Source organism: Pseudomonas sp. KB_12, from assembly GCF_052114545.1.
GTDB lineage: Bacteria > Pseudomonadota > Gammaproteobacteria > Pseudomonadales > Pseudomonadaceae > Aquipseudomonas > Aquipseudomonas brassicacearum.
Genome location: NZ_JBFREY010000019.1, coordinates 149,780 through 170,880 on the forward strand (window position 1 = coordinate 149,780; position 21,101 = coordinate 170,880).

A 21,101-nucleotide genomic window follows, 5' to 3' on the forward strand; every position below is an offset into this window, starting at 1 on the left:
CTTGAGTGCGCAGCGCTCATCGCTTTTTTGGGGCCGCTGCGCGCCCCAGCGGGAGCAAGCTCCCTCGCCACAGGACCGTGCCGTTCCCAAAACCCTTGTGGATATCCAACATTACCGCAAACTGACCCACCGCTTTCGCGAGCAAGCTCCCACAGGAGAAACGCGGTCCCATCAAGAACCAGGTCGGCTACCAGGCCGCCTCGTGGTGGACGTTGATCTCGGGCGCCCCGTTAACCACGATGGCCGAACGTAGGCGAGGCACCGAGTGGTGGGGCATGAGCGCTTTGGTTACTTTCGACTGGGCCGGCTTCCGGGCTTTTCGAAAGTGACCCGCTGTAAGAGCGGAACCCTAAGCAGCCGTTACCAAAAAAACGGATATACACACAAATCTAAGTGAGCCAGCCGCAAGGCATCAAACCCGGAACCGCCCCACCAACGTCTGCAAATGCCCCCCCAACCGCGCCAACTCAGCGCTCGAAGCGGCAGTCTCCTCACTGGACGACGCCGTCTGCTCCGACACATCACGCACATTCAGCACACTACGATTAATCTCCTCGGCCACCGCACTCTGCTGTTCAGCCGCCGCCGCGATCTGCTGGTTCATCGCCTGGATCGCCGAGACGGTACGGGTGATGTTTTCCAGCGACCCACCGGCACGGCGGGTCAGCTCGACGCTGCTGTCGGTCAGGTTGCGGCTGTTGTCCAGGGTCGCCGCGACCTGCTCAGTGCCTGATTGCAGCCCAAGGATCAGCTCTTCGATTTCTTCGGTGGACTTCTGGGTACGCTGGGCCAGGCTGCGAACCTCGTCGGCGACCACCGCAAACCCACGGCCGGCTTCACCGGCCCGGGCTGCCTCGATGGCGGCGTTGAGGGCCAGCAGGTTGGTTTGCTGGGCGACGGACTTGATCACATCCAGCACGCTGCCGATCTTGTCGCTTTCTCGCTTCAGCTCGCCCATGGCGGTAGTGGAATTACCCACTTCGAGTGCCAGGCGCTCGATCTGGGCAATCGCTTCGCCGACGACTTTATCGCCTTCGCGTGCCTGGGCATCGGCGGCGGCGGCCGCTTCGGAGGCCTCTTCGGCATTGCTGGCCACTTCCTGCACTGTGGCGGTCATTTCGTGCATGGCGGTGGCGACCTGGTCGGTTTCCACTTTCTGGCTGTTGACTCCGGCGCTGGTCTGTTCGGTAACGGCCGACAGTTGTTCGGCGGCGCTGGCGATTTGCGTGACGCCTTCGCTGATGCCGCCGATCAATTGCCGCAGGCCCACGGTCATGTTCTGCATGGCGCGCTGTAACTGGCCCAGTTCGTCGCGGCGCTCGGAAGTGAGGTTGTGGGTCAGGTCGCCGGCAGCCACGCGTTCGGCGATCTTGAGGGTCTGGCCCAGAGGGCCGACGATCTGCCGGGTGATGACCAGGGCGGCGATGACACCGAACAACAGAGCCAGTACGGCAGCCGAGACCAGGAAGGTCTTGGCCTCGGCGGCATCATGGTCGCGCACGGCGGTCTGGGAGACGGTCAGCTTTTGGCTGGCGTCGATCAATACGTCACCTTGATCTGCCATGCGCTTGAGTGCCGCGGCGTTGTCGATCTGAGAGTCGCGGAACTGGCTGACGGCTGTGCGATAGGCATTGATCGAGTCGCTGGCCTGTTGCAGGTTGGCGGCATGTTCTTCGGGCAATTGCTCTGGCAAGCGTGCGAGCAGTTTGAGGACATTGTCGACGGCCTCGAGGGCTGGTTGCTGGGCCTCGCTCTTGCCGCTGTAGGTGTAGCCGCGAACTTGATAGCGCGCTTGCTGGACCGCCTTGCTCAGGGTCACAACACTGTTGAACTGGGCAACGCTGTCGCCTTGCAGCAATGACTTCTCTACTTCAGCGACGCGAGCCACGGCATTGTCTGCACTGGCACCGAGCTTGCTGCGGGCATCTTCTCGGCTGGCGGTAGCGCGGGTCATCTCGGCGAAGGCTTTTTTGTACTCGGCCACGGCGGCCAATTGTTTATCGATCAGTGCGACATCGGCCGGTTGCTCGATCAGTTGGCGGGCGGTTTTCAGCCCGGCGTCGAGTTTGCCAATCAGGTCGTTGACTTGCTGGGGGCCGTTCTCGCCCCGCGAGGTGTCGTAGTTCATGCGTGCCARGCGCAAGTCCTTGGTCAAATCGTTCAGGCTGGCAATGAACCCCAGCTTGTCGCCACGGCTGATGACGTTACCCAGGCCGGTCCAGCCCGTGAAGGCGATTATCACGGTCAGGAACAGCACCAGGCCGAAGCCGAAACCGAGTTTGCGATTAACGCCTACATTACCTAGCCATCGGAACATGCTGTTACTCCCTGCAGCGCTGAGTTTATGTGCTGGGAGCTATATCGACCGGTTGGAAGGGATCTGTAGAGAATAGATGTCACAGTAGTGGCCGCTTCGCGCCCCAGCGCGAGCAATCCCTGGCCACGGGTTTTATACCTGCCCTCTGGTTAGACCTTGAAGCGACCTACCAGCGTCTGCAAATGAACCCCCAACCGCGCCAGTTCGGCGCTGGAGGCGGCGGTTTCTTCGCTGGAGGAAGCGGTTTGTTCGGAGACATCGCGAACGTTCACGACGCTGCGGTTGATCTCTTCGGCCACGGCGCTCTGCTGCTCGGCGGCGGCGGCGATCTGTTGGTTCATCGACTGGATCGCCGAGACCGTGCGGGTGATGTTTTCCAGTGAACCACCGGCACGGCGGGTCAGTTCGACGCTGCTGTCGGTCAGGTTGCGGCTGTTGTCCAGGGTGGTAGCGACCTGTTCGGTGCCCGATTGCAGGCCGAGGATCAGCTCTTCGATTTCTTCGGTGGACTTCTGGGTGCGCTGGGCCAGGCTGCGCACCTCGTCGGCCACCACCGCGAAACCACGTCCGGCTTCACCGGCCCGGGCCGCTTCGATGGCGGCGTTGAGGGCCAGCAGGTTGGTTTGCTGGGCGACAGACTTGATCACGTCCAGCACGCTGCCGATCTTGTCACTCTCGCGCTTGAGATGGCCCATGGCTTCGGTGGAGTTGCCCACTTCCTTGGACAGGCGTTCGATCTGGGCGATGGCTTCGCCGACCACTTTTTCGCCTTCGCGAGCTTGCTGGTCAGCGGCGACTGCCGCTTCGGAGGCTTCCTCGGCATTACGCGCCACTTCCTGCACGGTGGCGGTCATTTCATGCATGGCGGTGGCAACCTGGTCGGTTTCCACTTTCTGGCTGTTGACCCCGGCGCTGGTCTGCTCGGTAACGGCCGAGAGCTGTTCGGCGGCGCTGGCGATTTGCGTGACGCCGTCGCTGATACCCCCGATCAGTTGCCGCAGGCTGATGACCATTCGCTGCAGGCTGCCTTGTAGTTGACCCATGTCGTCGCGGCGAGTGACCACCAGGTTATGGCTCAAGTCGCCGGAGGCGACACGTTCGACGGCCACCAGGGTCTGTTGCAGTGGCGCGACGATCTGCCGGGTAATGATCCATGCGGCCAGCAGGCCAAACGCTAATGCCAGGATGGTGACGATGATCAGCGTTTCTTTCGCTTGAGCCGTTTCCTGGTCGCGTTTCTCGATCTGCGAAGTCGTCAATTGATTATCCAGGCCGTTCAAGCGGGTGTCTTGGTCGGCCATTTTCTTGAGGGCCGAGGCGCTGGCGACCTGTGAGTCGCGGAACTGGCTGACGGCAGCGCGATAAGCCTTCATCGATTCAGAGGCTTGTTGCAGGTTGGTGGCGTGTTCCGGCAGTTTGCCCGTCAGGCTTTCAAGGTTTTTCAACACGCTATCGATGGCATCCAGAGCCGGTTGCTCGGCATCGGCCTTGCCGCTGTAGGTGTAGCCGCGAACTTGGTAGCGGGCTTGCTGGAGCAGTTTGCTCAGCTCAACCACACTGTCGAATTGCGCCACACTGTCGCCTTGGCGCAAGGCATTTTCGACCTCTTTCACCTTGGCTACGGCATTGTCGGCGTTGGCGCCCAGCTTGGAGCGGGCCGATTCGCGGTTCTGCGTCGCCTGGGTCAGGTCGGCAAAGGCGCGTTTGTACTCATCGAGGATAGCCAGCTGCTGATTGAGCAACTCCTGGTCTGCCGGACGTACAAACCGTTTGAGGGCCGCTTGTATGTTTTCTTGAAGCTTGCCCACGAATTCATTGACGGCTGTTGGCCCTTGTTCGCCGCGCCGCATCTCATAGTCGAGACTGGCGATTCGCAAATCCTTGGCCAACTCATTGAGGCTGGCGATGGACGCCTGTTTATCTGCGCGGCTGATCACGCTGCTCAGGCTGTTCCAGCCCGCGAACGTGCTCAGGACGGTCATGAGCAGCACCAGGCCAAAACCGAAACCCAGTTTGCGATTGACACTTACGTTTCCCAGCTTTTCGGTTAGCCAACTGAACATGCTGATACTCCTGGAACCTTTTATTAGGTCTTATGAAAAGAGTATCGACCATGTGATGGGGATCTGTAGAAAATAGATGCGCTGGGATTTTTTGTGGCGAGGAAGCTTGCTCCCGCTGGGTGCGTCTTGTAGGAGCTGTGTAGGAGCTGTGTAGGAGCTGTCGAGTGCAACGAGGCTGCGATCTTTCCCCAGGCACTTGAATCTCGAGCGAAAGATCAAGATCAAAAGATCGTCCGAACGCGGCCCGAGCCTTCGCCAGCTCCTACAGAGCCTAGCGGGAGCAAGCTCCCTCGCCACAGGTTTTATGCCTGCCCTTTTGATCAGACTTTGAAGCGTCCCACCAGTGTCTGCAAATGCCCCCCCAGCCGGGCCAGTTCGGCGCTGGAGGCGGCGGTTTCCTCACTGGAGGAGGCGGTTTGTTCGGAGACATCGCGAACATTCACGACGCTGCGGTTGATCTCTTCGGCCACGGCGCTCTGCTGCTCGGCCGCAGCGGCGATCTGCTGGTTCATCGACTGGATCGCCGAGACCGTGCGGGTGATGTTTTCCAGTGAGCCACCGGCACGGCGGGTCAGTTCGACGCTGCTGTCGGTCAGGTTGCGGCTGTTGTCCAGGGTGGTGGCGACCTGTTCGGTGCCCGATTGCAGGTTGCCGATCAGTGCTTCGATTTCTTCGGTGGATTTCTGGGTACGCTGGGCCAGGCCACGAACCTCGTCCGCCACGACGGCGAAACCACGCCCGGCTTCACCGGCTCGGGCCGCCTCGATGGCCGCGTTGAGGGCAAGCAGGTTGGTTTGCTGGGCCACGGACTTGATCACGTCCAGCACGCTGCCGATCTTGTCACTCTCGCGCTTGAGATGACCCATGGCTTCGGTGGAATTGCCCATTTCCTTGGACAGGCGTTCGATTTGGGCGATGGCTTCACCCACGACTTTTTCGCCTTCGCGAGCCTGCTGGTCGGCGGCGACCGTCGCTTCGCAGGCCTCCTCGGCATTACGTGCCACTTCCTGCACCGTGGCGGTCATTTCGTGCATGGCGGTGGCGACCTGGTCGGTTTCCTCTTTCTGTTTGTTGACCCCGGCGCTGGTCTGCTCGGTGACGGCCGAGAGCTGTTCAGCGGCACTGGCGATTTGAGTGACACTGTCGCTGATGCCGCCGATCAATTGCCGCAGGCCCACGGTCATGCTTTGCATGGCGCTCTGTAGCTGGCCCAATTCGTCGCGGCGCTCGGAGGTGAGGTTGTGGGTCAAGTCGCCAGCGGCCACGTATTCGGCAACCTTGAGAGTCTGGTCCAGCGGGTCGACGATCTGCCGGGTGATCGCCAGGGCCGCGATCAAACCGAGCAGAAGGGCCAGTGCGGCGGCCAATCCCAGGATAGTCTCGGCCTGGGCAGCTTCCTGATTGCGCACGGTCGTCTGGGACACTGTGAGATTTCTGCTGGCCTCGCGTAGCACGACCCCCAGGTCGGACATGCGCTTGATGGCAGCAGCGTTTGCGGTCTGGGCGTCACGGAACTGGCTGACGGTTGCACGATAGGTCTTGAACGATTCGCCGGCCTGGTGCAGCTTGGCGGCGTGTTCTTCTGGCAGTTGGGCCGCAATCCTGTCGAGGATTTTCAAAGCGTTATCGATGGCATCCTGCGCGGGTTGCTCGGCGTCGGCCTGGCCACTGTAGGTGTAGCCGCGAACCTGATAACGGGCCTGCTGGATGGCCTTGCCCAAGGTCACCACACCGTTGAATTGTGTCACGCTATCGCCTTGCAATAGGGCGTTTTCAATGTCGGAGACACGGGTCACGGCGTTATCGGCGCTGGCGCCCAATTTGCTGCGGGCATCCTCACGACTGGCGGTGGCGCGGATCAAATCGGCGACGGCAGTCCTGTACTCGGCGACGGCCGCCAGTTGCTTGTCGATGATCGCCACGTCGGCCGGTTGCTCGATCGATTGGCGCGCGGTCCGTAGCCCGGGCTCCAATTTACCGAGGAGATCGTTGAGGTCACCTGGGCCTTTTTCGCCGCGGGTCGCGTCGTAATCCATGCGCGCGGAACGCAGGTCCTTGGTCACGTCATTCAGGCTGGCGATGAGCCCCAGCGTGTCGCCGTGGGCAATCACCTTACGCAGGCCGGTCCAGCCGGTGAAGGCGATCATTACTGTCAAGAAGAGTACCAAGCCGAAACCAAAGCCGAGTTTGCGATTGACGCCTACGTTACCTAGCCATCGGAACATGCTGATACTCCCTTGAAGGGCGGAACTGCCTTTCATAGTAGCTGTATCGACAGATTGTGGGAGGAACTGGAGAAATGAGCTAAATGAGCTTGGAACGCGGTGGCAAGCGACAGAGGATCAGAACAGTCGTGCGAGCAGCGCTGTAACCGCGGTCTCGACCCGCAGGATCCGCTCGCCCAGTTGCACCGGTTGCAGGCCGGCCTTGGCCAACAGGTCGATCTCGTAGGGAATCCAGCCGCCTTCCGGGCCGATGGCCAGTGTCACCGGTTCTGTCAGCGCACGAGGGCAGGGCGGGTAGTTGCCGGGGTGACCGACCAGGCCCAAGGTGCCGTCGGTCATGGCCGGCAGGCGGTCTTCGACGAAGGGCTTGAAGCGTTTTTCGATGACGATTTCCGGCAGCACGCTGTCCCGGGCTTGTTCCAGGCCCAGGATCAGTTGCTCGCGGATGGCCTCGGGCTCGAGGAACGGCGTCTGCCAAAAGCTCTTTTCCACGCGATAACTGTTGACCAGCACCACGCGCGGCACGCCCATGGTGGCGACGGTCTGGAACACCCGCCGAAGCATTTTCGGCCGCGGCAGGGCCAGCACCAGCGTCAGCGGCAACTTGGCCGGTGGAGGCTGGTCGAGGGTCACTTGCAGTTCGGCCTCGCGGGCTTCCAGGCGCAGCACCTGGGCGGTGCCCATCAGCCCGCCGATGCGCCCGACGCGCAGGCTGTCACCGACGACGCTGCGATGGACTTCCTGCATGTGGGTCAACCGGCGATCGCTCAGGATCACGCGGTCCGGCCCGATGAAGTCGGCCTCTTCGAGCAGCAGCAGGTTCACGCTTGGGTCGCTGGCGGCTGGTCGTTGTGGTCATCGACCGGTTGTTCCTCGGGTTCTTCTTCCCGACGCTTGCGCACCAGGCCACCGAACAGGATGCCGATCTCGAACAGCAGCCACATAGGCACCGCGAGCAGGGTCTGGGAGAAGATGTCCGGCGGGGTCAGGATCATGCCGACCACGAAGCAGCCGATGACCACGTAGGGGCGGATTTTCTTCAAATAGGCCACGTCGACCACGCCAATCCACACCAGCAGCACCACGGCCACGGGGATTTCGAACGCCACGCCGAAGGCGAAGAACAGCGTCATGACGAAATCCAGGTAGCTGCTGATGTCGGTCATCATTTCCACGCCCGCCGGGGTGGCGGCGGCGAAGAACTTGAAGATCAGCGGGAACACCAGGTAATAGGCGAAGGCCATGCCGGTGTAGAACAGCAGGATGCTGGACACCAGCAGCGGCACGGCGATGCGTTTTTCATGCTTGTACAGGCCCGGCGCAATGAAGCCCCAGATCTGGTGCAGGATCACCGGGATCGCCAGGAACAGCGAGACCATCATCGTCAGCTTCAGCGGCGTCAGGAACGGCGACGACACGTCGGTGGCGATCATTGTCGCCCCTACCGGCAGGTACTGGCGCAGCGGCGTGGAGACGAAGGTGTAGATCTGCTGGGTGAAGGAAAACAGCCCGGCGAAGATGATGAAAACCGCCGCGACGCAACGCAGCAGGCGGGTGCGCAACTCGGTGAGGTGCGATACCAGCGGCATCGGCTGGTCGTTTTCAGGGATATCGCTCATGGGGCTCGCGGCGGCAAAGTAGGGTCGTTAGGCGCAGGGACAGCAGGAGGTGCTGTATCCGCTGCCGTCGGTGTCACTGGCGCCGGTTCAGCCACCGGCCCCGCACCATCCACCGGCGCCTGGGGCGCAATCGTCGGTTCGGCCACGGGCTGAACCGGCGTCGGTTCCTGTTGGGTCGGCGTGAAGATTTTCCGCGCTTCCTGCTCCAGGGACAGAATATGTTCGTTGTGAAGTTGCCGACGGATGTCGTCGGCACCGATTTCACGTTCAACTTCCTGTTTGATCGCATTGAAGCTGCGCTTCAGGCGGCCGATCCACAGACCGGCGGTGCGCGCAGCACCCGGCAGGCGCTCGGGGCCCAGCACCAGCAGGGCGACGAGGCCGACGAGCAGCAGTTCAGTGAAGCTGATCCCAAACATTAGTCAGTGCTCACGAGTCTTTGCGGACGGGCTCTTCGACTTTCTGTGCCTGCACGTCGATGGTGTGCGGCGCATTCACAGGCTGGCTGGCCTGGGGGTGTACCGGTTGGGTCGGCTGCGCCGGTTGGCCAGCCGCCGCCGACGGGTCGGCCGGTTTTTCGTCGTCGTTCATGGCCTTGCGAAAGCCCTTGATCGACTCGCCGACATCGGTGCCGAGGTTTTTCAGTTTCTTGGTACCGAACACCAGCACCACGACGACCAGGATGACGATCCAGTGTTTCCAGTCAAAAATACCCATGGAGCTATTCCTCTCAAAAGTTGATCAGGCGGACGGGCGCGAGGCTTTCTCGACGTGCCCGGACAGACCGAAGCGACGGTCCAGTTCATCCAGTACGGCCTGCGGATGCTGCCCCAGTTGGGCCAGCATGACCAGGCTGTGGAACCACAGGTCGGCGGTCTCATAGATCACGTCGCTGCAATCGCCACTGATGGCGGCGTCCTTGGCGGCGATGATGGTCTCGACCGACTCTTCGCCGACTTTCTCCAGAATCTTGTTCAAGCCCTTGTGGTACAGGCTGGCGACATAGGAACTGTCGGCCGCGGCGCCCTTGCGCTCTTCCAGCACCTGGGCCAGGCGGGTCAGGGTGTCACTCATGGGTATGTCCTGAATAAATGGCGTGCGGGTCCTTGAGCACCGGGTCGACGGTTTTCCAGTCGCCGTTCTCGAAGACGCGATAGAAGCAGCTTTGACGGCCGGTGTGGCAGGCAATCTCACCGACTTGCTCGACCATCAGGATGATGACGTCGCCGTCGCAGTCCAGGCGCATCTCATGCAGGTGCTGCACGTGCCCGGACTCTTCACCTTTGCGCCACAGCTTGCCGCGGGAACGTGACCAATAGATGGCACGGTTCTCGGTGGCGGTCAGGGCCAGCGCTTCGCGGTTCATCCAGGCCATCATCAATACGCGCCCGGTCTTGTGGTCCTGGGCGATGGCCGGCACCAGGCCGTCAGCGTCCCATTTGATCTCGTCCTGCCAGTTTTTCATCTTTGACTCCGACCATGGACCACGCACCTGACGTCGGCGGGCCCAGCGTTGAAACAGTGTGCCAGCGCGAACCGGTGCTGGCTATCGGCGAACGACCAGATACAAACCAACGATCACCATGATTCCGGCGGGCCAATGGCCCAATTCGCTCAACGGTCCACCAGCCGCCAGCATTGCGCCACCTCCCAGGTGAGCCGCGCCCAGCAGGCGCAACAGCCAGTCGTCCTTGCGTCGGTGCCACGGGGGCGCCGGGTCGTGTGCGTGGGGCTGTGACATGCGTTCGAGCAGGTCGCGGGTCATGTTGGCCAGGTGCGGGAGCTGCTCGAACTGGCTTTGCACGTTGCCCAGCAAGGTCTTGGGGCTGACGCGCTCGCGCATCCAGCGTTCGAGGAACGGCTGGGCGGTGTTCCACAGGTCGAGGTCCGGGTACAACTGACGGCCGAGGCCTTCGATGTTCAGCAGGGTTTTCTGCAACAGCACCAACTGTGGCTGGACTTCCATGTTGAAGCGTCGCGCGGTCTGGAACAGGCGCATCAGTACCTGACCGAAGGAAATATCTTTTAACGGTTTTTCGAAGATCGGTTCGCACACGGTACGGATCGCCGCTTCGAATTCGTTGAGCTTGGTCTCGGCCGGCACCCAGCCCGAATCGATGTGCAGCTGGGCGACGCGACGGTAGTCACGCTTGAAGAAGGCAAACAGGTTGCGCGCCAGGTAGTCCTGGTCTTCCGGGGTCAGGCTGCCGACGATGCCGCAGTCGATGGCAATGTACTGCGGGCTCCACGGCTGCACCGTGCTGACGAAGATGTTGCCCGGGTGCATGTCGGCATGGAAGAAGCTGTCGCGAAACACCTGTGTGAAGAAGATTTCCACGCCGCGTTCGGCGAGCATCTTCATGTCGGTGCGCTGGTCGGCCAGGGTCGCCAGGTCGGTGACCTGGATGCCGTAGATGCGCTCCATCACCAATACTTTCGGCCGGCACCAGTCCCAGTAGACTTGCGGCACATAGAGCAGCGGCGAGCCCTCGAAGTTGCGACGCAGCTGGCTGGCGTTGGCCGCCTCGCGCAGCAGGTCGAGTTCGTCGTAAATGGTTTTTTCGTAGTCCTGGACCACGTCCACCGGGTGCAGCAGGCGGGCATCGGCTGACAACCGCTCGGCGGCGCGGGCGAGGATGAACAGCCACGCGAGGTCCTGGGCAATGATCGGCTTGAGGCCCGGGCGGATGACCTTGACCACTACTTCTTCACCGCTCTTGAGTTGCGCGGCGTGAACCTGGGCCACGGAGGCCGAGGCCAGGGGCTCGACGTCGAAACGGCTGAAGACTTCGCTGATCTTCTTGCCCAGTTGTTCCTCGATCAGCGCCACCGACACCTTGGAGTCGAACGGCGGCACGCGGTCTTGCAGGCGCATCAGTTCATCGGCGATGTCTTCGGGCAACAGGTCGCGACGGGTCGAAAGTATCTGCCCGAACTTGATGAAAATCGGCCCCAGGTCCTGCAGCGCCAGGCGCAAGCGCGCACCGCGACTCAGGTCCAGCGTTCGCCGGGGAAACCAGCGCCACGGCAGCACGAAGCGCAGGGCCAGGAGAAACCAGGGCAGCGGCAGGGCGAACAGCAGGTCATCGAGGCGGTAGCGGATCACGACGCGCTGGATGCGCAACAAACGGCGGACGGCAAGCAGCTTCATGCGTTATCGCTTGGTTTCAAGGGATCGGGAAAGGCGCTCGAAACGCGCCTCGAGACGTTCCAGGTCAAGTTTGATCTGGTCCAGTTCATTAAAACGGGCTTGTGCTTCGCGTTGGCCTACGAGGGTACGCGATTCTTCGGCCAGGTATTCACTCAGATTCTGCCCCAGGCTGGCGAACCCCTGCCGATACCAGCGGCTGCGGCTGCGCAGATGGCCGCTGAGCAGTTGGGTCGCCACCGGACCGATCCAGCGAGACACTTCGTATTCCCAGTCCAGTTCCAGGTCCTGGAGAATCGCCGCCAGCTCCAGCAGTACGCCGCTGTCGCCGTCGAGCTCCACGTCGGGGCGGTGCAGCACCGCGGTCTTGTCCTTGCCCAGGGCCAGGTTCAGCAGGCTCGACGCCGGGGCGCGCAGCGTGCAGTCGGCTTCGGCCTCCCAGTGCGCAGCGAGCAGCAGGCCTTCGTCGCTGGGCAGGATGAACAACCGCAACGCCGGGCTGCGGCAGTCCACGGCGATCACCTTGCCGCTCAAGTGCGCCAGGCGCGCGAGCGCCGTGCTGTCCAGGCGCAGCACCCGGTTGAGGCCGAGTTCGACGCTGGCGAGCAGGCCGGTGAGCAGCATCAGGGCTTGATGCCGCGGTGCAGGGCGACGATGCCTGCGGTCATGTTGTGGTAGGTCACGCGGTCGAAACCGGCCTCGACCATCATCGACTTCAGGGTTTCCTGGTTCGGGTGCATGCGGATCGATTCGGCCAGGTAGCGATAGCTTTCCGAGTCGTTGGTGATCAGCTTGCCCATCAGCGGCATGAAGGCGAACGAGTAGGCGTCATAGGCCTTGGACATCAGCGCGTTGGTCGGCTTGGAGAACTCCAGCACCAGCAGGCGGCCACCGGGCTTGAGCACGCGCAGCATCGAGCGCAGGGCATCTTCCTTGTGGGTGACGTTGCGCAGGCCGAAGGCGATGGTCACGCAGTCGAAATGGTTGTCGGGGAACGGCAGCTTTTCAGCGTCGGCCTGGACGAACTCGACGTTGCCGGCCACACCCAGGTCCAGCAGGCGGTCGCGACCGACCTTGAGCATGGATTCGTTGATGTCGGCCAGGACCACCTGGCCGGTCGGCCCGACGATGTGGGAAAACTTCTTCGTCAGGTCGCCCGTGCCGCCGGCGATGTCCAGTACGCGATTGCCGCTGCGTACGCCCGACAGTTCGATCGCGAAACGCTTCCACAGGCGGTGCATGCCGCCCGAGAGCAGGTCGTTCATCAAGTCATACTTGGCGGCTACGGAGTGGAAAACCTCAGCGACTTTTTCCGCTTTCTGGCTTTCCGGCACGTTCTTGAAGCCGAAGTGAGTGGTGGGTTCGGCATCGCTGCCTTTGCGCTGATCAGTCATATCGCGGTCACCAAAAAAGAATGCGGGACATTCTAATCCCGGTGGAGGGCTTTGTCTTGGCAAGGCTGAAGGTAAGATGGGCTACCGCCGGGACGTTTTGACGCAGCCAGGGTCTGAAACGTTCAGGCAAGTCCCGATAAAACAGGAGTCACCCGATGGCCCGTATAACTGTTGAGCGTGCCCATGGCCTGGGCAAGGAAGCGGCGCGAGAGAAGGCCGACAAGCTGGCGCAGAAGTTGTCCGACAGCTATGGCCTGGAGCCGCAGTGGGAGGGCGACACCCTGAAACTCAAGCGTTCCGGGGTCAAGGGCGAAGTGCATGTGGGCGAGGACTCGATCCGCGTCGACGTGGAGCTGGGCATGTTGATGTCGGCCATGAGCGGCACGATCAAGAGCGAAATCGAAAAGGCACTGGATAAGGCGTTGGCCTGATTGATCGAAAGGAGGATGCAGCACTCAAGTTCACCATCCATCCTTCTGTGGGAGCGAGCTTGCTCGCGATGGCATTGTTTCAGTCACATCAAAGTTGGCTGACACTCCGCCATCGCGAGCAAGCTCGCTCCCACAGGGGAAGTCATCACCCTCAGGTTTTGTGTCAGTTGTTAGGGTGCCCTTTCTAATTATTGTCACTACTTTGTGCCTGAGCCCGACCGTGTGCGGGCAGTTCCTCAAACCATTTTCGAGTGAGGTGCACCATGGCCAAAGTTATTCTGAAGAAAAAAACCGACGTTGAATCTTCCACGCTCAGCGACGTGAAAACGTACGCGCGCAAGATCTGGCTGGCGGGCCTGGGCGCCTACACGAAGGTCGGCCAGGAAGGCAGCGAGTACTTTCAGGAGTTGGTAAAGGCTGGCGAAGTTATTGAAACCAAAGGCAAAAAGAAAATTGCCGGAAAACTTGAAGCGGCCAACAGTGAATTGATTGAAGCCAAGAGCGACGTCAATACTTTCAAGGCCCGGGTTGAAGTACAACTCGATAAAGTCGAGAAGGTATTTGATGCCCGTGTTGCAAGTGCCTTGAATCGTATCGGCATTCCGTCTAAACATGACGTTGAGACACTCTCTGCTAAGCTCGATGAGCTGACAGCATTGCTCGAACGTGTCGCGCGTAAACATTAAGGAGAACGGGATGGCTGGCAAAAAAATCACAGAAAAAGAGGGCAGCTCGTGGGCCGGGAAGATTGAAAAGTATTCCCGCAAAATCTGGCTTGCTGGTTTAGGCGTGTACTCGAAGATCGACACTGACGGCAGCAAGCTCTTCGAGTCCCTGGTTAAGGACGGCGAAAAGGCCGAAAAACTCACCAAGACGGCAGTCGGCAAACAAGTCGATGCCGCCAAGGACTCTGCCGAGTCCGCCAAGTCGCGAATCGGCGGCGTGAAGGATCGTGCACTGGGCAAATGGGACGAACTGGAAGGGGCTTTCGACAAGCGCCTGAACAGTGCGATCTCGCGCCTGGGTGTGCCGAGCCGTAATGAAGTCAAGGCACTGCACAGCAAGGTCGACACCCTGACCAAGCAGATCGAAAAACTCACCGGCGCCAAAGTCGCACCCGTGGCGACCAAGACTGCGGCGGCCAAGCCGGCCGCTAAAACGGCGGCCAAGCCATTGGTCAAGGCTGCGGCAAAACCCGCCGCCAAACCTGCGGCGAAAGCAGCGGCCAAACCTGCGGCTAAAACTGCTGCGGCCAAGCCTGCTGCCAAGGCGGCGGCCAAACCGGTAGCGGCCAAACCTGCGGCCAAAGCGGCAGCCAAGCCTGCGGCCAAACCCGCGGCTAAAACGGCAGCGGCCAAACCGGCAGCGAAACCCGCCGCCAAGCCTGCGGCAAAAGCGGCGGCCAAACCTGCTGCGGCGAAAAAACCGGCCGTGAAAAAACCGGCCGCGCCGAAAGCCGCTGCACCGAAGGCGCCGACCGCGGCCGCCAAACCAGCGACCCCAACGAGCACGGCGAACTCCGCCGCCGCTCCGACGCCGGTCGCGACGCCAACTCCAGCGCCGGCTCCATCGACGCCTACCACCCAGTCCTGATTCTGCGGGACATGCAAAAACGCCCGGCCTGTGAAGGTCGGGCGTTTTTGTTTGTATGCAGGTCAACCTGTGGGAGCGAGCTTTGTGGGAGCAAGGCTTGCCCGCGATGAAAACGCCGCGGTCTCTTGAGGACCGCAGCGCCTGGATCGCGAGCAAGCTTTGCTCCCACAAGCTCGCTCCCACAATGGATCTGCCACTGTCGGTGGTTAGTCGTGTTCTTCCAGGTAGCGCAACGCCAGTTGCTCAGTCGCCACCTTGGTCGCGGGCGGCAGGTGCGGGGCCACCAGCATCATGATCTGGTAGACCACCAGCCGAACCTCGCCTTCGCGGTCGAGGATCCGCTGGTAGTCCAGGGAGAACAGCAAGGTCATGGTGATCTGCTCCACCAGCTGCCCCAGGGCCTGGGTATCGCTGATCAGCAATCCCTGGGCCTTGAGCTGCGCCAGCAGTGAGGCGAGGGTGCGCTTCAGGGCATTGAGCAATTGGCGGATACCCTTGGCCAGCTTCGGCAGGCGCCCGGCCAGGTTCGACAGGTCTTGGAACAGAAACCGGTACTGGGCCAGGCGCTCGACGATCAAGTGCAGGAACAGCCAGTAGTCTTCCGGCGCCAACTGCACGTCCGCCGGAGGGTCCAGCAGCGGCGCCAGTTCGCCCTGGAATCGCTCGAACAGCCCGAGGATCAGCGGTTCCTTGCCATGAAAGTGGTAGTAGAGGTTGCCTGGGCTGATGCCCATTTCGTTGGCAACTTCCATGGTGGAGACGTTCGGTTCGCCCTTTTCGTTGAACAATTGCAGGGCACATTCAAGGATGCGGTCGCGGGTTTTCATCCGGTCTTCTTAATGATCAAGTCATGCCACGGCCAATCGCCTGGCCGTGGGGTAAGGCCTTCAGCGCACGCGAACATAGGTGCCGGGAGCCGCGTCCAGAGGCGGGTAGTTCGCATTGCCCAAGGTCATCTGGGTTTCGTGCTGGGCACCGGAACGCTCCTGGATCCAGCCCAGCCATTGGGTCCACCAACTGCCTTCGACGTGCTTGGCGTCGTAGTACCAGGCCCGTGGGTCGCTGCTCAATTTTGCGCTTTCGATGAAGTTGGCCTTGGGGTTGCCCGGCGGGTTGAGGATGCTCTGGACATGGCCGCTGTTGGAAAGCACGAAGCGTTTTTCGCCACCGAGCAACAGGGTCGAGCGATACACCGCGTCCCACGGCGTGATGTGGTCATTGATGCCGCCCACACTGAAGCTGTCCACCGTCACTTTCTGCAGGTCGATGGGCGTGCCGCACACTTCCAGGCCGCCGGGATGGGTCAGTGGGTTGTGCTTGAAGAAGTCCAGCAGGTCGCCGTGGTAAGCCGCCGGCAGGCGGGTGCAGTCGTTGTTCCAATAGAGGATGTCGAAGGCCGGTGGCTCCTTGCCCAGCAGGTAGTTGTTGATGAAGTAAGTCCAGATCAGATCGTTGGGGCGCATCCAGGCGAACACCCGGGCCAGGTCGCGGCCATCGAGGATGCCTTTCTGGTAGGAGCGACGCTTGGCGGCTTCGAGGGTCTGTTCGTCGATGAACAACGTGGCCTGGCTGTCGATCTGGCTGTCCAGCAGGCTCACCAGGTACGTGGCACTGGCGACCCGGCGTAGCTGGCGCTTGGCTTGCAAGTGGCCCTGCAGGGCGGCGATGGTCAGGCCCCCGGCGCAGGCGCCCATCAGGTTGACCTCGCGGGCGCCGGTGATCGCCCGGCAGACGTTCATGGCCTCTTCCACGGCCTCGACATAGCTGGACAGGCCCCATTCACGGTGGCGTACGTCGGGGTTGCGCCAACTGATGATGAAGACCTGCAAACCGTTTTTCAGGGCGTACTGGACGAAGCTGTTGGAAGGGCTCAGGTCGAAAATGTAGAACTTGTTGATCTGCGGCGGCACGATCAGCAACGGCTTGGCGTATTGCTTTTCGCTCATGGACCGGTACTGGATCAGCTCGAGCAATTCGTTGCGAAACACCACTGCGCCGGGAGTGGTCGCCAGGGTCTTGCCGACTTCAAAGGCATGGGGCGTGGTTTGTCGCGGCAACCCGTCGTTGTGCAGCAGGTCATCCACCAGATGGCTGAGGCCTCGAACCAGGCTGGTGCCGCCGGAGTTGAACAGTTCCTTGACCGCCAGCGGGTTGAGCAAGGTGTTGGACGGCGAAACGGCGTCGTTGAGCAGGGCAAAGGCGAAGTGGGCGCGGGCGCGGTCATCCTGGCTCATGGTGCTGTCGTCGATCCAGCTCGTCACCTGTTTCTGCCAACTCAGGTAGGCCTGCAGGCTGCGGCGGTAGAACGGATTGAGCTGCCAGGTGGGGTCGGCGAAACGCTGGTCGTTGGGGTTGGTGGGATGCAGGGTCTCGCCCAGCAGCACTCGGCCCAGTTGACCGCCCAGCTTCAACGCGTGCCGGGCACTGTGCACCGGGTTGCGCAAGCCGTGTACGGCAACGCTGCGCAAGGTGGACAGCAGGTCCCTGCCACGCAGGCCGGTGACCGCACTTTGTGCGTTGATGAAGCTGGCAGGGGCGGGCATGGAACCCTTCGCCGGTTTGTCGCGCATGAGTCAACTCCTTCGTCATCAGGCTAAAAACAAACACACCGAACCAGACAACATAGTCGCTGTTTCGGGTCGCTGCGCGGTCCGGCGTCCTGCCAGGCGCTAATGGGCGGTTTCAGCCGCCGCCCAGCGGCGAGGGATGCGGATGCATCACTGCACGCTGACGTTCTTCCTCGAGGAATTTCATGATGATCGGCGCCACCGCCTCGGCCCGGGTGATCAGGAATAGATGGCCATCATCGATGATGTGCAATTGGGCGTTGGGAATGCGCCAGGCCAGCATGCGCATGTTGATCAGCGGGATCAGCGGGTCGTCGTCGCCGGCCAGCACCAGGGTCGGCTGGTGGATCTTGTGCAGCCAGTGGATGCTGGTCCAGCCCAGGCCGGCGAACAGTTGCCAGTAATAACCGAGCTTGCCCGCCGAACGAACCTTGGCCGCATGGCTGGCTGCCAGGCTCGGGTCGCGGCGGAACGAACCGCCGTAGATCAGCGGGGCGATACGCATCACATGGGACGGTTGAATGTAGCGCCGGGGGCTGGCCATCATCCACAGCACCTTCGGTTTGCCCGGCACCATCACCGCCCCGGCCGCAGTGGCCGCCAGCACCAGCTTCTTGCAGCGCTCGGGGTAGTCATAGGCGAACTGCTGGGCCAGGGCGCCTCCCCAGGACACGCCGATCACATTGACCTGTCCGTAGTCCAGGTAATCGAGCATTCGCGCGGTGAGTTTGGCCAGGCCAGGAAAGCGATACGGCCGGTTGGGCGTCGATGAGCCGCCGACACCGGGTACGTCAAAGGCGATGACTTCCAGGTCCGGGTCCAGGGCCTGGATGAACGGGAACACCAGCTCGAGGTTGGCGCCGATGCCGTTGAAAATCAGCAGCGGCGTCAAGTGAGGCTTGCCGGGACGTACCGCGGTGCGCAAGGTCTGGCCATCCAGATCGACGGTACGGAAGATGTACGGTTGCGGCATGCTTCAAGCCCTGTGGGTTGGGTCGCTGTCTTTCATTTTTCCCCCGATCCCCTGTGGGAGCGAGCTTGCTCGTGATTGCGGTGTGTCAGCCTACATTGCTGTTGGATGTGCCGCCGTCATCGTCGGATCGCCGCCCGGAGCAAGCTCGCTCCCACATTGGATCCGCTGTGAACATGAGTTTCATGTTCGCCAGCGGTGTGGGCCTTGCATTCAGTGTCGGCTGGCGGGATGTATTCGTGAGCAAGCCCACTCCCGCGCCAGACGAGTTGCATCCATTACCGCTCATGCACATAAGTGCCGGGCGCCGCTTCACCGGCCGGGTGGGTCTTGTTGCCCAGCACGGTCGGGGCTTTTTTCAGTTTGCCCGAGCGCTCGGCCTGCCAGGCCTGCCAATGCAACCACCAGGAGTCGGTGTGCTTGGTTGAATTCTCCTGCCAGTCCTCGGCCTTGGCCGGCATGTCATCACTGGTCATGTAGCGCGACTTGGGGTTGCCTGGCGGGTTGAGGATGCTCTGGATATGGCCGCTGCTCGACAGCACGAACTCCACCTTGCCGCCAAACAGCTGTGCCGACTTGTAGCAGGATTTCCACGGCGTGATGTGGTCGTTGGTGCCGGCCAGGGAGAAGATGTCGGCGGTGACCTGCTTGAGGTCGATGGGCGTGCCGCACACTTCCAGTGCATTGGGACGGATCAGTGGATTGTTCTTGAACATTTCGATGAGGTCGCCGTGGAACGCCGCCGGCAGCCTTGTGGTGTCGTTGTTCCAGAACAGGATGTCGAACACGGGCGGCTCGTTGCCCAACAGGTAATTGTTGACCCAGTAGTTCCAGATCAAGTCGTTGGGGCGCATCCAGGCGAACACCTTGGCCATGTCGCGACCTTCGAGTACACCGGCCTGGTAGGAATGGCGCTTGGCCGCTTCCAGGGTCTGTTCGTCGACGAACAACGCCACGTCGGTGTCCAGGGTGGTGTCGAGCACGCTGACCAGCAGGGTCAGGGCATTGACCTTTTTCTCGCCGAGGGCGGCGTAATGGCCCAGCAGCGCGGTGCAGGTGATACCGCCCGAGCAGGCGCCGAGCATGTTCACGTCCTTGCTGCCGGTGATGGCCGTGACCACGTCCACCGCTTCCTTGAGCGCCTCGATGTAGGTCGACAGGCCCCACTCGCGCTGTTCCTTGGTGGGGTTGCGCCAACTGACGATGAAGGTCTGCACGTTGCTGCGCAGGCAGAAGCGCGCCAGGCTCTTGTCCGGGCTCAGGTCGAATACATAGAACTTGTTGATCTGTGGCGGTACCACCAGCAGCGGTCGCTCGTGGACCTGCTCGGTGATGGGCCGGTACTGGATCAGCTCCAGCACGTCGTTGCGAAATACCACGGCGCCTTCGGTCACGCCCAGGCTCTTGCCGACCTCGAACGCGCCCATGTTGACCTGGCTCGGCATCCCGCCGTTGTGCACCAGGTCCTTGGCCAGGTGGGACAGGCCATCGAGCAGGCTCTTGCCGCCGGTTTCGAAGAAGCGCTTGACTGCTGCCGGGTTGGCCGCCGAGTTGGTCGGGGCCATGGCTTCGGTCATCAGGTTGATCACGAAATGCCCGCGGCTGATGTCCGCGGGCGAGAGGTTGCTGTCGTCGATCCAGGCGTGCAGCTCCTTGCGCCACGCCAGGTAGGTTTGCAGGTAGCGTTTGTAGAGTGGGTTCTGGCTCCACGCCGGGTCAGCGAAGCGACGGTCGTCGCCGGCCGGTTGCAGTTCGGATTTGCCGAACAGGACATTCTTGAGTTCGACGCCGAAATGGGCGACGTGCTTGACGCTGTGCAGCGGTTGTTTGATGGCCTGGGTCAGCACCATGCGGGCAGAGGCCAGCAGATCTTTTCTGCGCAAGCCGACGACGGGATTCAACCCCAGGGTATTTTCCGAGGCTTGATACTTCAGGTCATCGTTGTTCTTGTTGCTCATCTACGACGCTCCATTGTCCTTCAGACGAGTACCCGGATCGTGTGCCGCAAGCTACACAGCCGATACCAGGTACGCTGCTCGGGTGACCGTTAATTCCGCATCGAGGGCCAATGAGGAAACGTATGCCAGGAACTCGTCGGTTCCTTTGCAGGGAACTTGCCAGCTCCATTGGTTACCCGAGTTTAATTTTTTTCGCAAGCAGGCCAGTCATTGACGTTGCCGCGCGGGCATTCAAGCAGATGAGTCTAGAAAATTCGCCCTAAAGCGCCAGCCCTTGAGTTAGAGCATCAGCTTGACGACGGATTCGTCCGGGTCGCGGGTTTTTCCGGCGGCCTTGAGTTCGCCAAGATAATCGTTCCACAAGTCTTCCTGACGCACCGCCAACTGATAGAGATAGTCCCACGTGAACAGTCCGCTGTCGTGGCCGTCGTCGAAGGTCAGTTTCAGTGCGTATTGGCCGGCCGGTTCGACCTTGGTCAGGGCAACGTTGAGCTTGCCGTATTGCAGGATGGGTTTGCCGTGGCCCTGGACCTCGGCGGAAGGCGAGTGCACCCGCAGGAATTCGGCGGGCAGGTGATACTCCTCGTCCGGCGCATATTTGAGCGTCAGGGTCCTGGAGGCTTTGTGCAGGTTGATGGCGGTGGGGAGTTTGGTCATGGCCTGTGATCCGTCTCTGAAGGGAGCCTTGATCTGCAAAAACGACACGGTCCATGTGGGAGCGAGCTGTGTGGGAGCAAGGCTTGCCCGCGATGAAAACGCCGCGGTCTCTTGAGGACCGCAGCGCCTGGATCGCGAGCAAGCTTTGCTCCCACACAG

General features: G+C 61.4%; 19 protein-coding genes and 2 pseudogenes. 3 read left to right on the forward strand and 18 right to left on the reverse strand.

The genetic code is table 11. The features are described 5' to 3' along the window. Positions 1–412: 412 nt before the first annotated feature. The 13 genes and pseudogenes from AB4Z20_RS17330 to ubiE all read right to left on the reverse strand — a co-directional run bounded on the left by AB4Z20_RS17330 (position 413) and on the right by ubiE (position 12,766). Positions 413–2,317 (reverse strand): methyl-accepting chemotaxis protein, encoded by a 1,905-nt coding sequence (locus tag AB4Z20_RS17330; RefSeq protein WP_253471061.1) that lies wholly within the window; start codon positions 2,315–2,317, stop codon positions 413–415. 149 nt (positions 2,318–2,466) lie between these two features. Further along, positions 2,467–3,360, reverse strand: coding sequence for a methyl-accepting chemotaxis protein (locus AB4Z20_RS17335; protein WP_371916714.1), 894 nt, complete (start codon positions 3,358–3,360; stop codon positions 2,467–2,469). A 9-nt stretch (positions 3,361–3,369) separates the two neighbouring features. Then, positions 3,370–4,380, reverse strand: a pseudogene (locus AB4Z20_RS17340) (methyl-accepting chemotaxis protein); the annotation flags it as partial. 320 nt (positions 4,381–4,700) lie between these two features. Further along, positions 4,701–6,605 carry a methyl-accepting chemotaxis protein gene (locus tag AB4Z20_RS17345; protein ID WP_442090306.1) on the reverse strand — a complete coding sequence of 635 codons (1,905 nt, stop codon included), beginning with the start codon at positions 6,603–6,605 and terminating at the stop codon, positions 4,701–4,703. A gap of 117 nt (positions 6,606–6,722) precedes the next feature. After that, complete coding sequence (locus tag AB4Z20_RS17350; RefSeq protein ID WP_442090307.1) at positions 6,723–7,430, reverse strand: 16S rRNA (uracil(1498)-N(3))-methyltransferase; 708 nt, start codon at positions 7,428–7,430, stop codon at positions 6,723–6,725. After that, on the reverse strand, positions 7,427–8,224 hold the full coding sequence (gene tatC, locus AB4Z20_RS17355) for a twin-arginine translocase subunit TatC (protein ID WP_253471069.1): 798 nt from the start codon (positions 8,222–8,224) through the stop codon (positions 7,427–7,429). The genes AB4Z20_RS17350 and tatC overlap by 4 nt, the downstream gene beginning before the upstream one ends. Then, the gene (gene tatB, locus AB4Z20_RS17360) at positions 8,221–8,643 is read right to left on the reverse strand and encodes a Sec-independent protein translocase protein TatB (RefSeq protein ID WP_253471071.1); all 423 of its coding nucleotides are present in this window, start codon (positions 8,641–8,643) and stop codon (positions 8,221–8,223) included. The genes tatC and tatB overlap by 4 nt, the downstream gene beginning before the upstream one ends. A 10-nt stretch (positions 8,644–8,653) precedes the next feature. Next, on the reverse strand, positions 8,654–8,941 hold the full coding sequence (locus tag AB4Z20_RS17365) for a twin-arginine translocase TatA/TatE family subunit (RefSeq protein ID WP_072344995.1): 288 nt from the start codon (positions 8,939–8,941) through the stop codon (positions 8,654–8,656). Between the two features lie 24 nt (positions 8,942–8,965). Continuing rightward, positions 8,966–9,298 (reverse strand): phosphoribosyl-ATP diphosphatase, encoded by a 333-nt coding sequence (locus tag AB4Z20_RS17370; protein ID WP_003186671.1) that lies wholly within the window; start codon positions 9,296–9,298, stop codon positions 8,966–8,968. After that, positions 9,291–9,689 (reverse strand): phosphoribosyl-AMP cyclohydrolase, encoded by a 399-nt coding sequence (gene hisI / locus AB4Z20_RS17375; RefSeq protein WP_215008071.1) that lies wholly within the window; start codon positions 9,687–9,689, stop codon positions 9,291–9,293. Before hisI ends, AB4Z20_RS17370 begins: the two co-directional genes overlap by 8 nt. Positions 9,690–9,770: 81 nt before the next feature. Continuing rightward, entirely contained in the window at positions 9,771–11,375 is a 1,605-nt protein-coding gene (gene ubiB, locus AB4Z20_RS17380) for a ubiquinone biosynthesis regulatory protein kinase UbiB (protein WP_320389790.1), read from the reverse strand. After that, positions 11,372–11,996: pseudogene (locus AB4Z20_RS17385) on the reverse strand (ubiquinone biosynthesis accessory factor UbiJ). The gene ubiB and the pseudogene AB4Z20_RS17385 overlap by 4 nt, the downstream one beginning before the upstream one ends. Further along, positions 11,996–12,766: a bifunctional demethylmenaquinone methyltransferase/2-methoxy-6-polyprenyl-1,4-benzoquinol methylase UbiE gene (gene ubiE, locus AB4Z20_RS17390; protein WP_003196937.1), complete on the reverse strand. Its 771-nt coding sequence runs from the start codon at positions 12,764–12,766 to the stop codon at positions 11,996–11,998. Before ubiE ends, AB4Z20_RS17385 begins: the two are co-directional and overlap by 1 nt. Positions 12,767–12,921: 155 nt before the next feature. Here ubiE and AB4Z20_RS17395 point away from each other — a divergent pair, with 155 nt between their 5' ends. From AB4Z20_RS17395 to AB4Z20_RS17405, 3 genes are all read left to right on the forward strand, one after another. Next, a complete protein-coding gene (locus AB4Z20_RS17395) occupies positions 12,922–13,197 on the forward strand; it encodes a polyhydroxyalkanoic acid system family protein (RefSeq protein ID WP_072397964.1) in 276 nt (91 codons plus the stop codon). A 263-nt stretch (positions 13,198–13,460) separates the two neighbouring features. Then, positions 13,461–13,883: a phasin family protein gene (locus tag AB4Z20_RS17400; protein WP_003196940.1), complete on the forward strand. Its 423-nt coding sequence runs from the start codon at positions 13,461–13,463 to the stop codon at positions 13,881–13,883. Between the two features lie 10 nt (positions 13,884–13,893). Beyond that, positions 13,894–14,790: a phasin family protein gene (locus AB4Z20_RS17405; protein ID WP_253478372.1), complete on the forward strand. Its 897-nt coding sequence runs from the start codon at positions 13,894–13,896 to the stop codon at positions 14,788–14,790. A 206-nt stretch (positions 14,791–14,996) separates the two neighbouring features. Here the strand turns inward: AB4Z20_RS17405 and AB4Z20_RS17410 are convergent, their stop codons facing one another. The 5 genes from AB4Z20_RS17410 to AB4Z20_RS17430 form a co-directional block, all read right to left on the reverse strand. Further along, positions 14,997–15,617, reverse strand: a complete 621-nt coding sequence (locus AB4Z20_RS17410; RefSeq protein WP_092146795.1) for a TetR/AcrR family transcriptional regulator — start codon at positions 15,615–15,617, stop codon at positions 14,997–14,999. A 60-nt stretch (positions 15,618–15,677) separates the two neighbouring features. Beyond that, a complete protein-coding gene (gene phaC, locus AB4Z20_RS17415; RefSeq protein WP_258690220.1) occupies positions 15,678–17,360 on the reverse strand; it encodes a class II poly(R)-hydroxyalkanoic acid synthase in 1,683 nt (560 codons plus the stop codon). A 112-nt stretch (positions 17,361–17,472) separates the two neighbouring features. Next, positions 17,473–18,330 (reverse strand): poly(3-hydroxyalkanoate) depolymerase, encoded by an 858-nt coding sequence (phaZ, locus tag AB4Z20_RS17420; protein WP_253471075.1) that lies wholly within the window; start codon positions 18,328–18,330, stop codon positions 17,473–17,475. Positions 18,331–18,605: 275 nt separating this feature from the next. Continuing rightward, positions 18,606–20,285, reverse strand: coding sequence for a class II poly(R)-hydroxyalkanoic acid synthase (phaC, locus tag AB4Z20_RS17425; protein ID WP_214510907.1), 1,680 nt, complete (start codon positions 20,283–20,285; stop codon positions 18,606–18,608). A 279-nt stretch (positions 20,286–20,564) separates the two neighbouring features. Next, the gene (locus tag AB4Z20_RS17430) at positions 20,565–20,942 is read right to left on the reverse strand and encodes a gamma-butyrobetaine hydroxylase-like domain-containing protein (RefSeq protein ID WP_253471080.1); all 378 of its coding nucleotides are present in this window, start codon (positions 20,940–20,942) and stop codon (positions 20,565–20,567) included. Positions 20,943–21,101 lie beyond the last annotated feature (159 nt).

Excerpts from the sequence above, each read along its gene's own strand:
- AB4Z20_RS17335 (WP_371916714.1), bottom strand. The coding sequence starts at position 3,360 with ATGGGTCAACTACAAGGCAGCCTGCAGCGAATGGTCATCAGCCTGCGG.
- AB4Z20_RS17345 (WP_442090306.1), bottom strand. The coding sequence starts at position 6,605 with ATGTTCCGATGGCTAGGTAACGTAGGCGTCAATCGCAAACTCGGCTTT.
- tatC (WP_253471069.1), bottom strand. The coding sequence starts at position 8,224 with ATGAGCGATATCCCTGAAAACGACCAGCCGATGCCGCTGGTATCGCAC.
- tatB (WP_253471071.1), bottom strand. The coding sequence starts at position 8,643 with ATGTTTGGGATCAGCTTCACTGAACTGCTGCTCGTCGGCCTCGTCGCC.
- AB4Z20_RS17365 (WP_072344995.1), bottom strand. The coding sequence starts at position 8,941 with ATGGGTATTTTTGACTGGAAACACTGGATCGTCATCCTGGTCGTCGTG.
- AB4Z20_RS17370 (WP_003186671.1), bottom strand. The coding sequence starts at position 9,298 with ATGAGTGACACCCTGACCCGCCTGGCCCAGGTGCTGGAAGAGCGCAAG.
- hisI (WP_215008071.1), bottom strand. The coding sequence starts at position 9,689 with ATGAAAAACTGGCAGGACGAGATCAAATGGGACGCTGACGGCCTGGTG.
- ubiB (WP_320389790.1), bottom strand. The coding sequence starts at position 11,375 with ATGAAGCTGCTTGCCGTCCGCCGTTTGTTGCGCATCCAGCGCGTCGTG.
- ubiE (WP_003196937.1), bottom strand. The coding sequence starts at position 12,766 with ATGACTGATCAGCGCAAAGGCAGCGATGCCGAACCCACCACTCACTTC.
- AB4Z20_RS17395 (WP_072397964.1), top strand. The coding sequence starts at position 12,922 with ATGGCCCGTATAACTGTTGAGCGTGCCCATGGCCTGGGCAAGGAAGCG.
- AB4Z20_RS17400 (WP_003196940.1), top strand. The coding sequence starts at position 13,461 with ATGGCCAAAGTTATTCTGAAGAAAAAAACCGACGTTGAATCTTCCACG.
- AB4Z20_RS17405 (WP_253478372.1), top strand. The coding sequence starts at position 13,894 with ATGGCTGGCAAAAAAATCACAGAAAAAGAGGGCAGCTCGTGGGCCGGG.
- AB4Z20_RS17410 (WP_092146795.1), bottom strand. The coding sequence starts at position 15,617 with ATGAAAACCCGCGACCGCATCCTTGAATGTGCCCTGCAATTGTTCAAC.
- phaC (WP_258690220.1), bottom strand. The coding sequence starts at position 17,360 with ATGCGCGACAAACCGGCGAAGGGTTCCATGCCCGCCCCTGCCAGCTTC.
- phaZ (WP_253471075.1), bottom strand. The coding sequence starts at position 18,330 with ATGCCGCAACCGTACATCTTCCGTACCGTCGATCTGGATGGCCAGACC.
- phaC (WP_214510907.1), bottom strand. The coding sequence starts at position 20,285 with ATGAGCAACAAGAACAACGATGACCTGAAGTATCAAGCCTCGGAAAAT.
- AB4Z20_RS17430 (WP_253471080.1), bottom strand. The coding sequence starts at position 20,942 with ATGACCAAACTCCCCACCGCCATCAACCTGCACAAAGCCTCCAGGACC.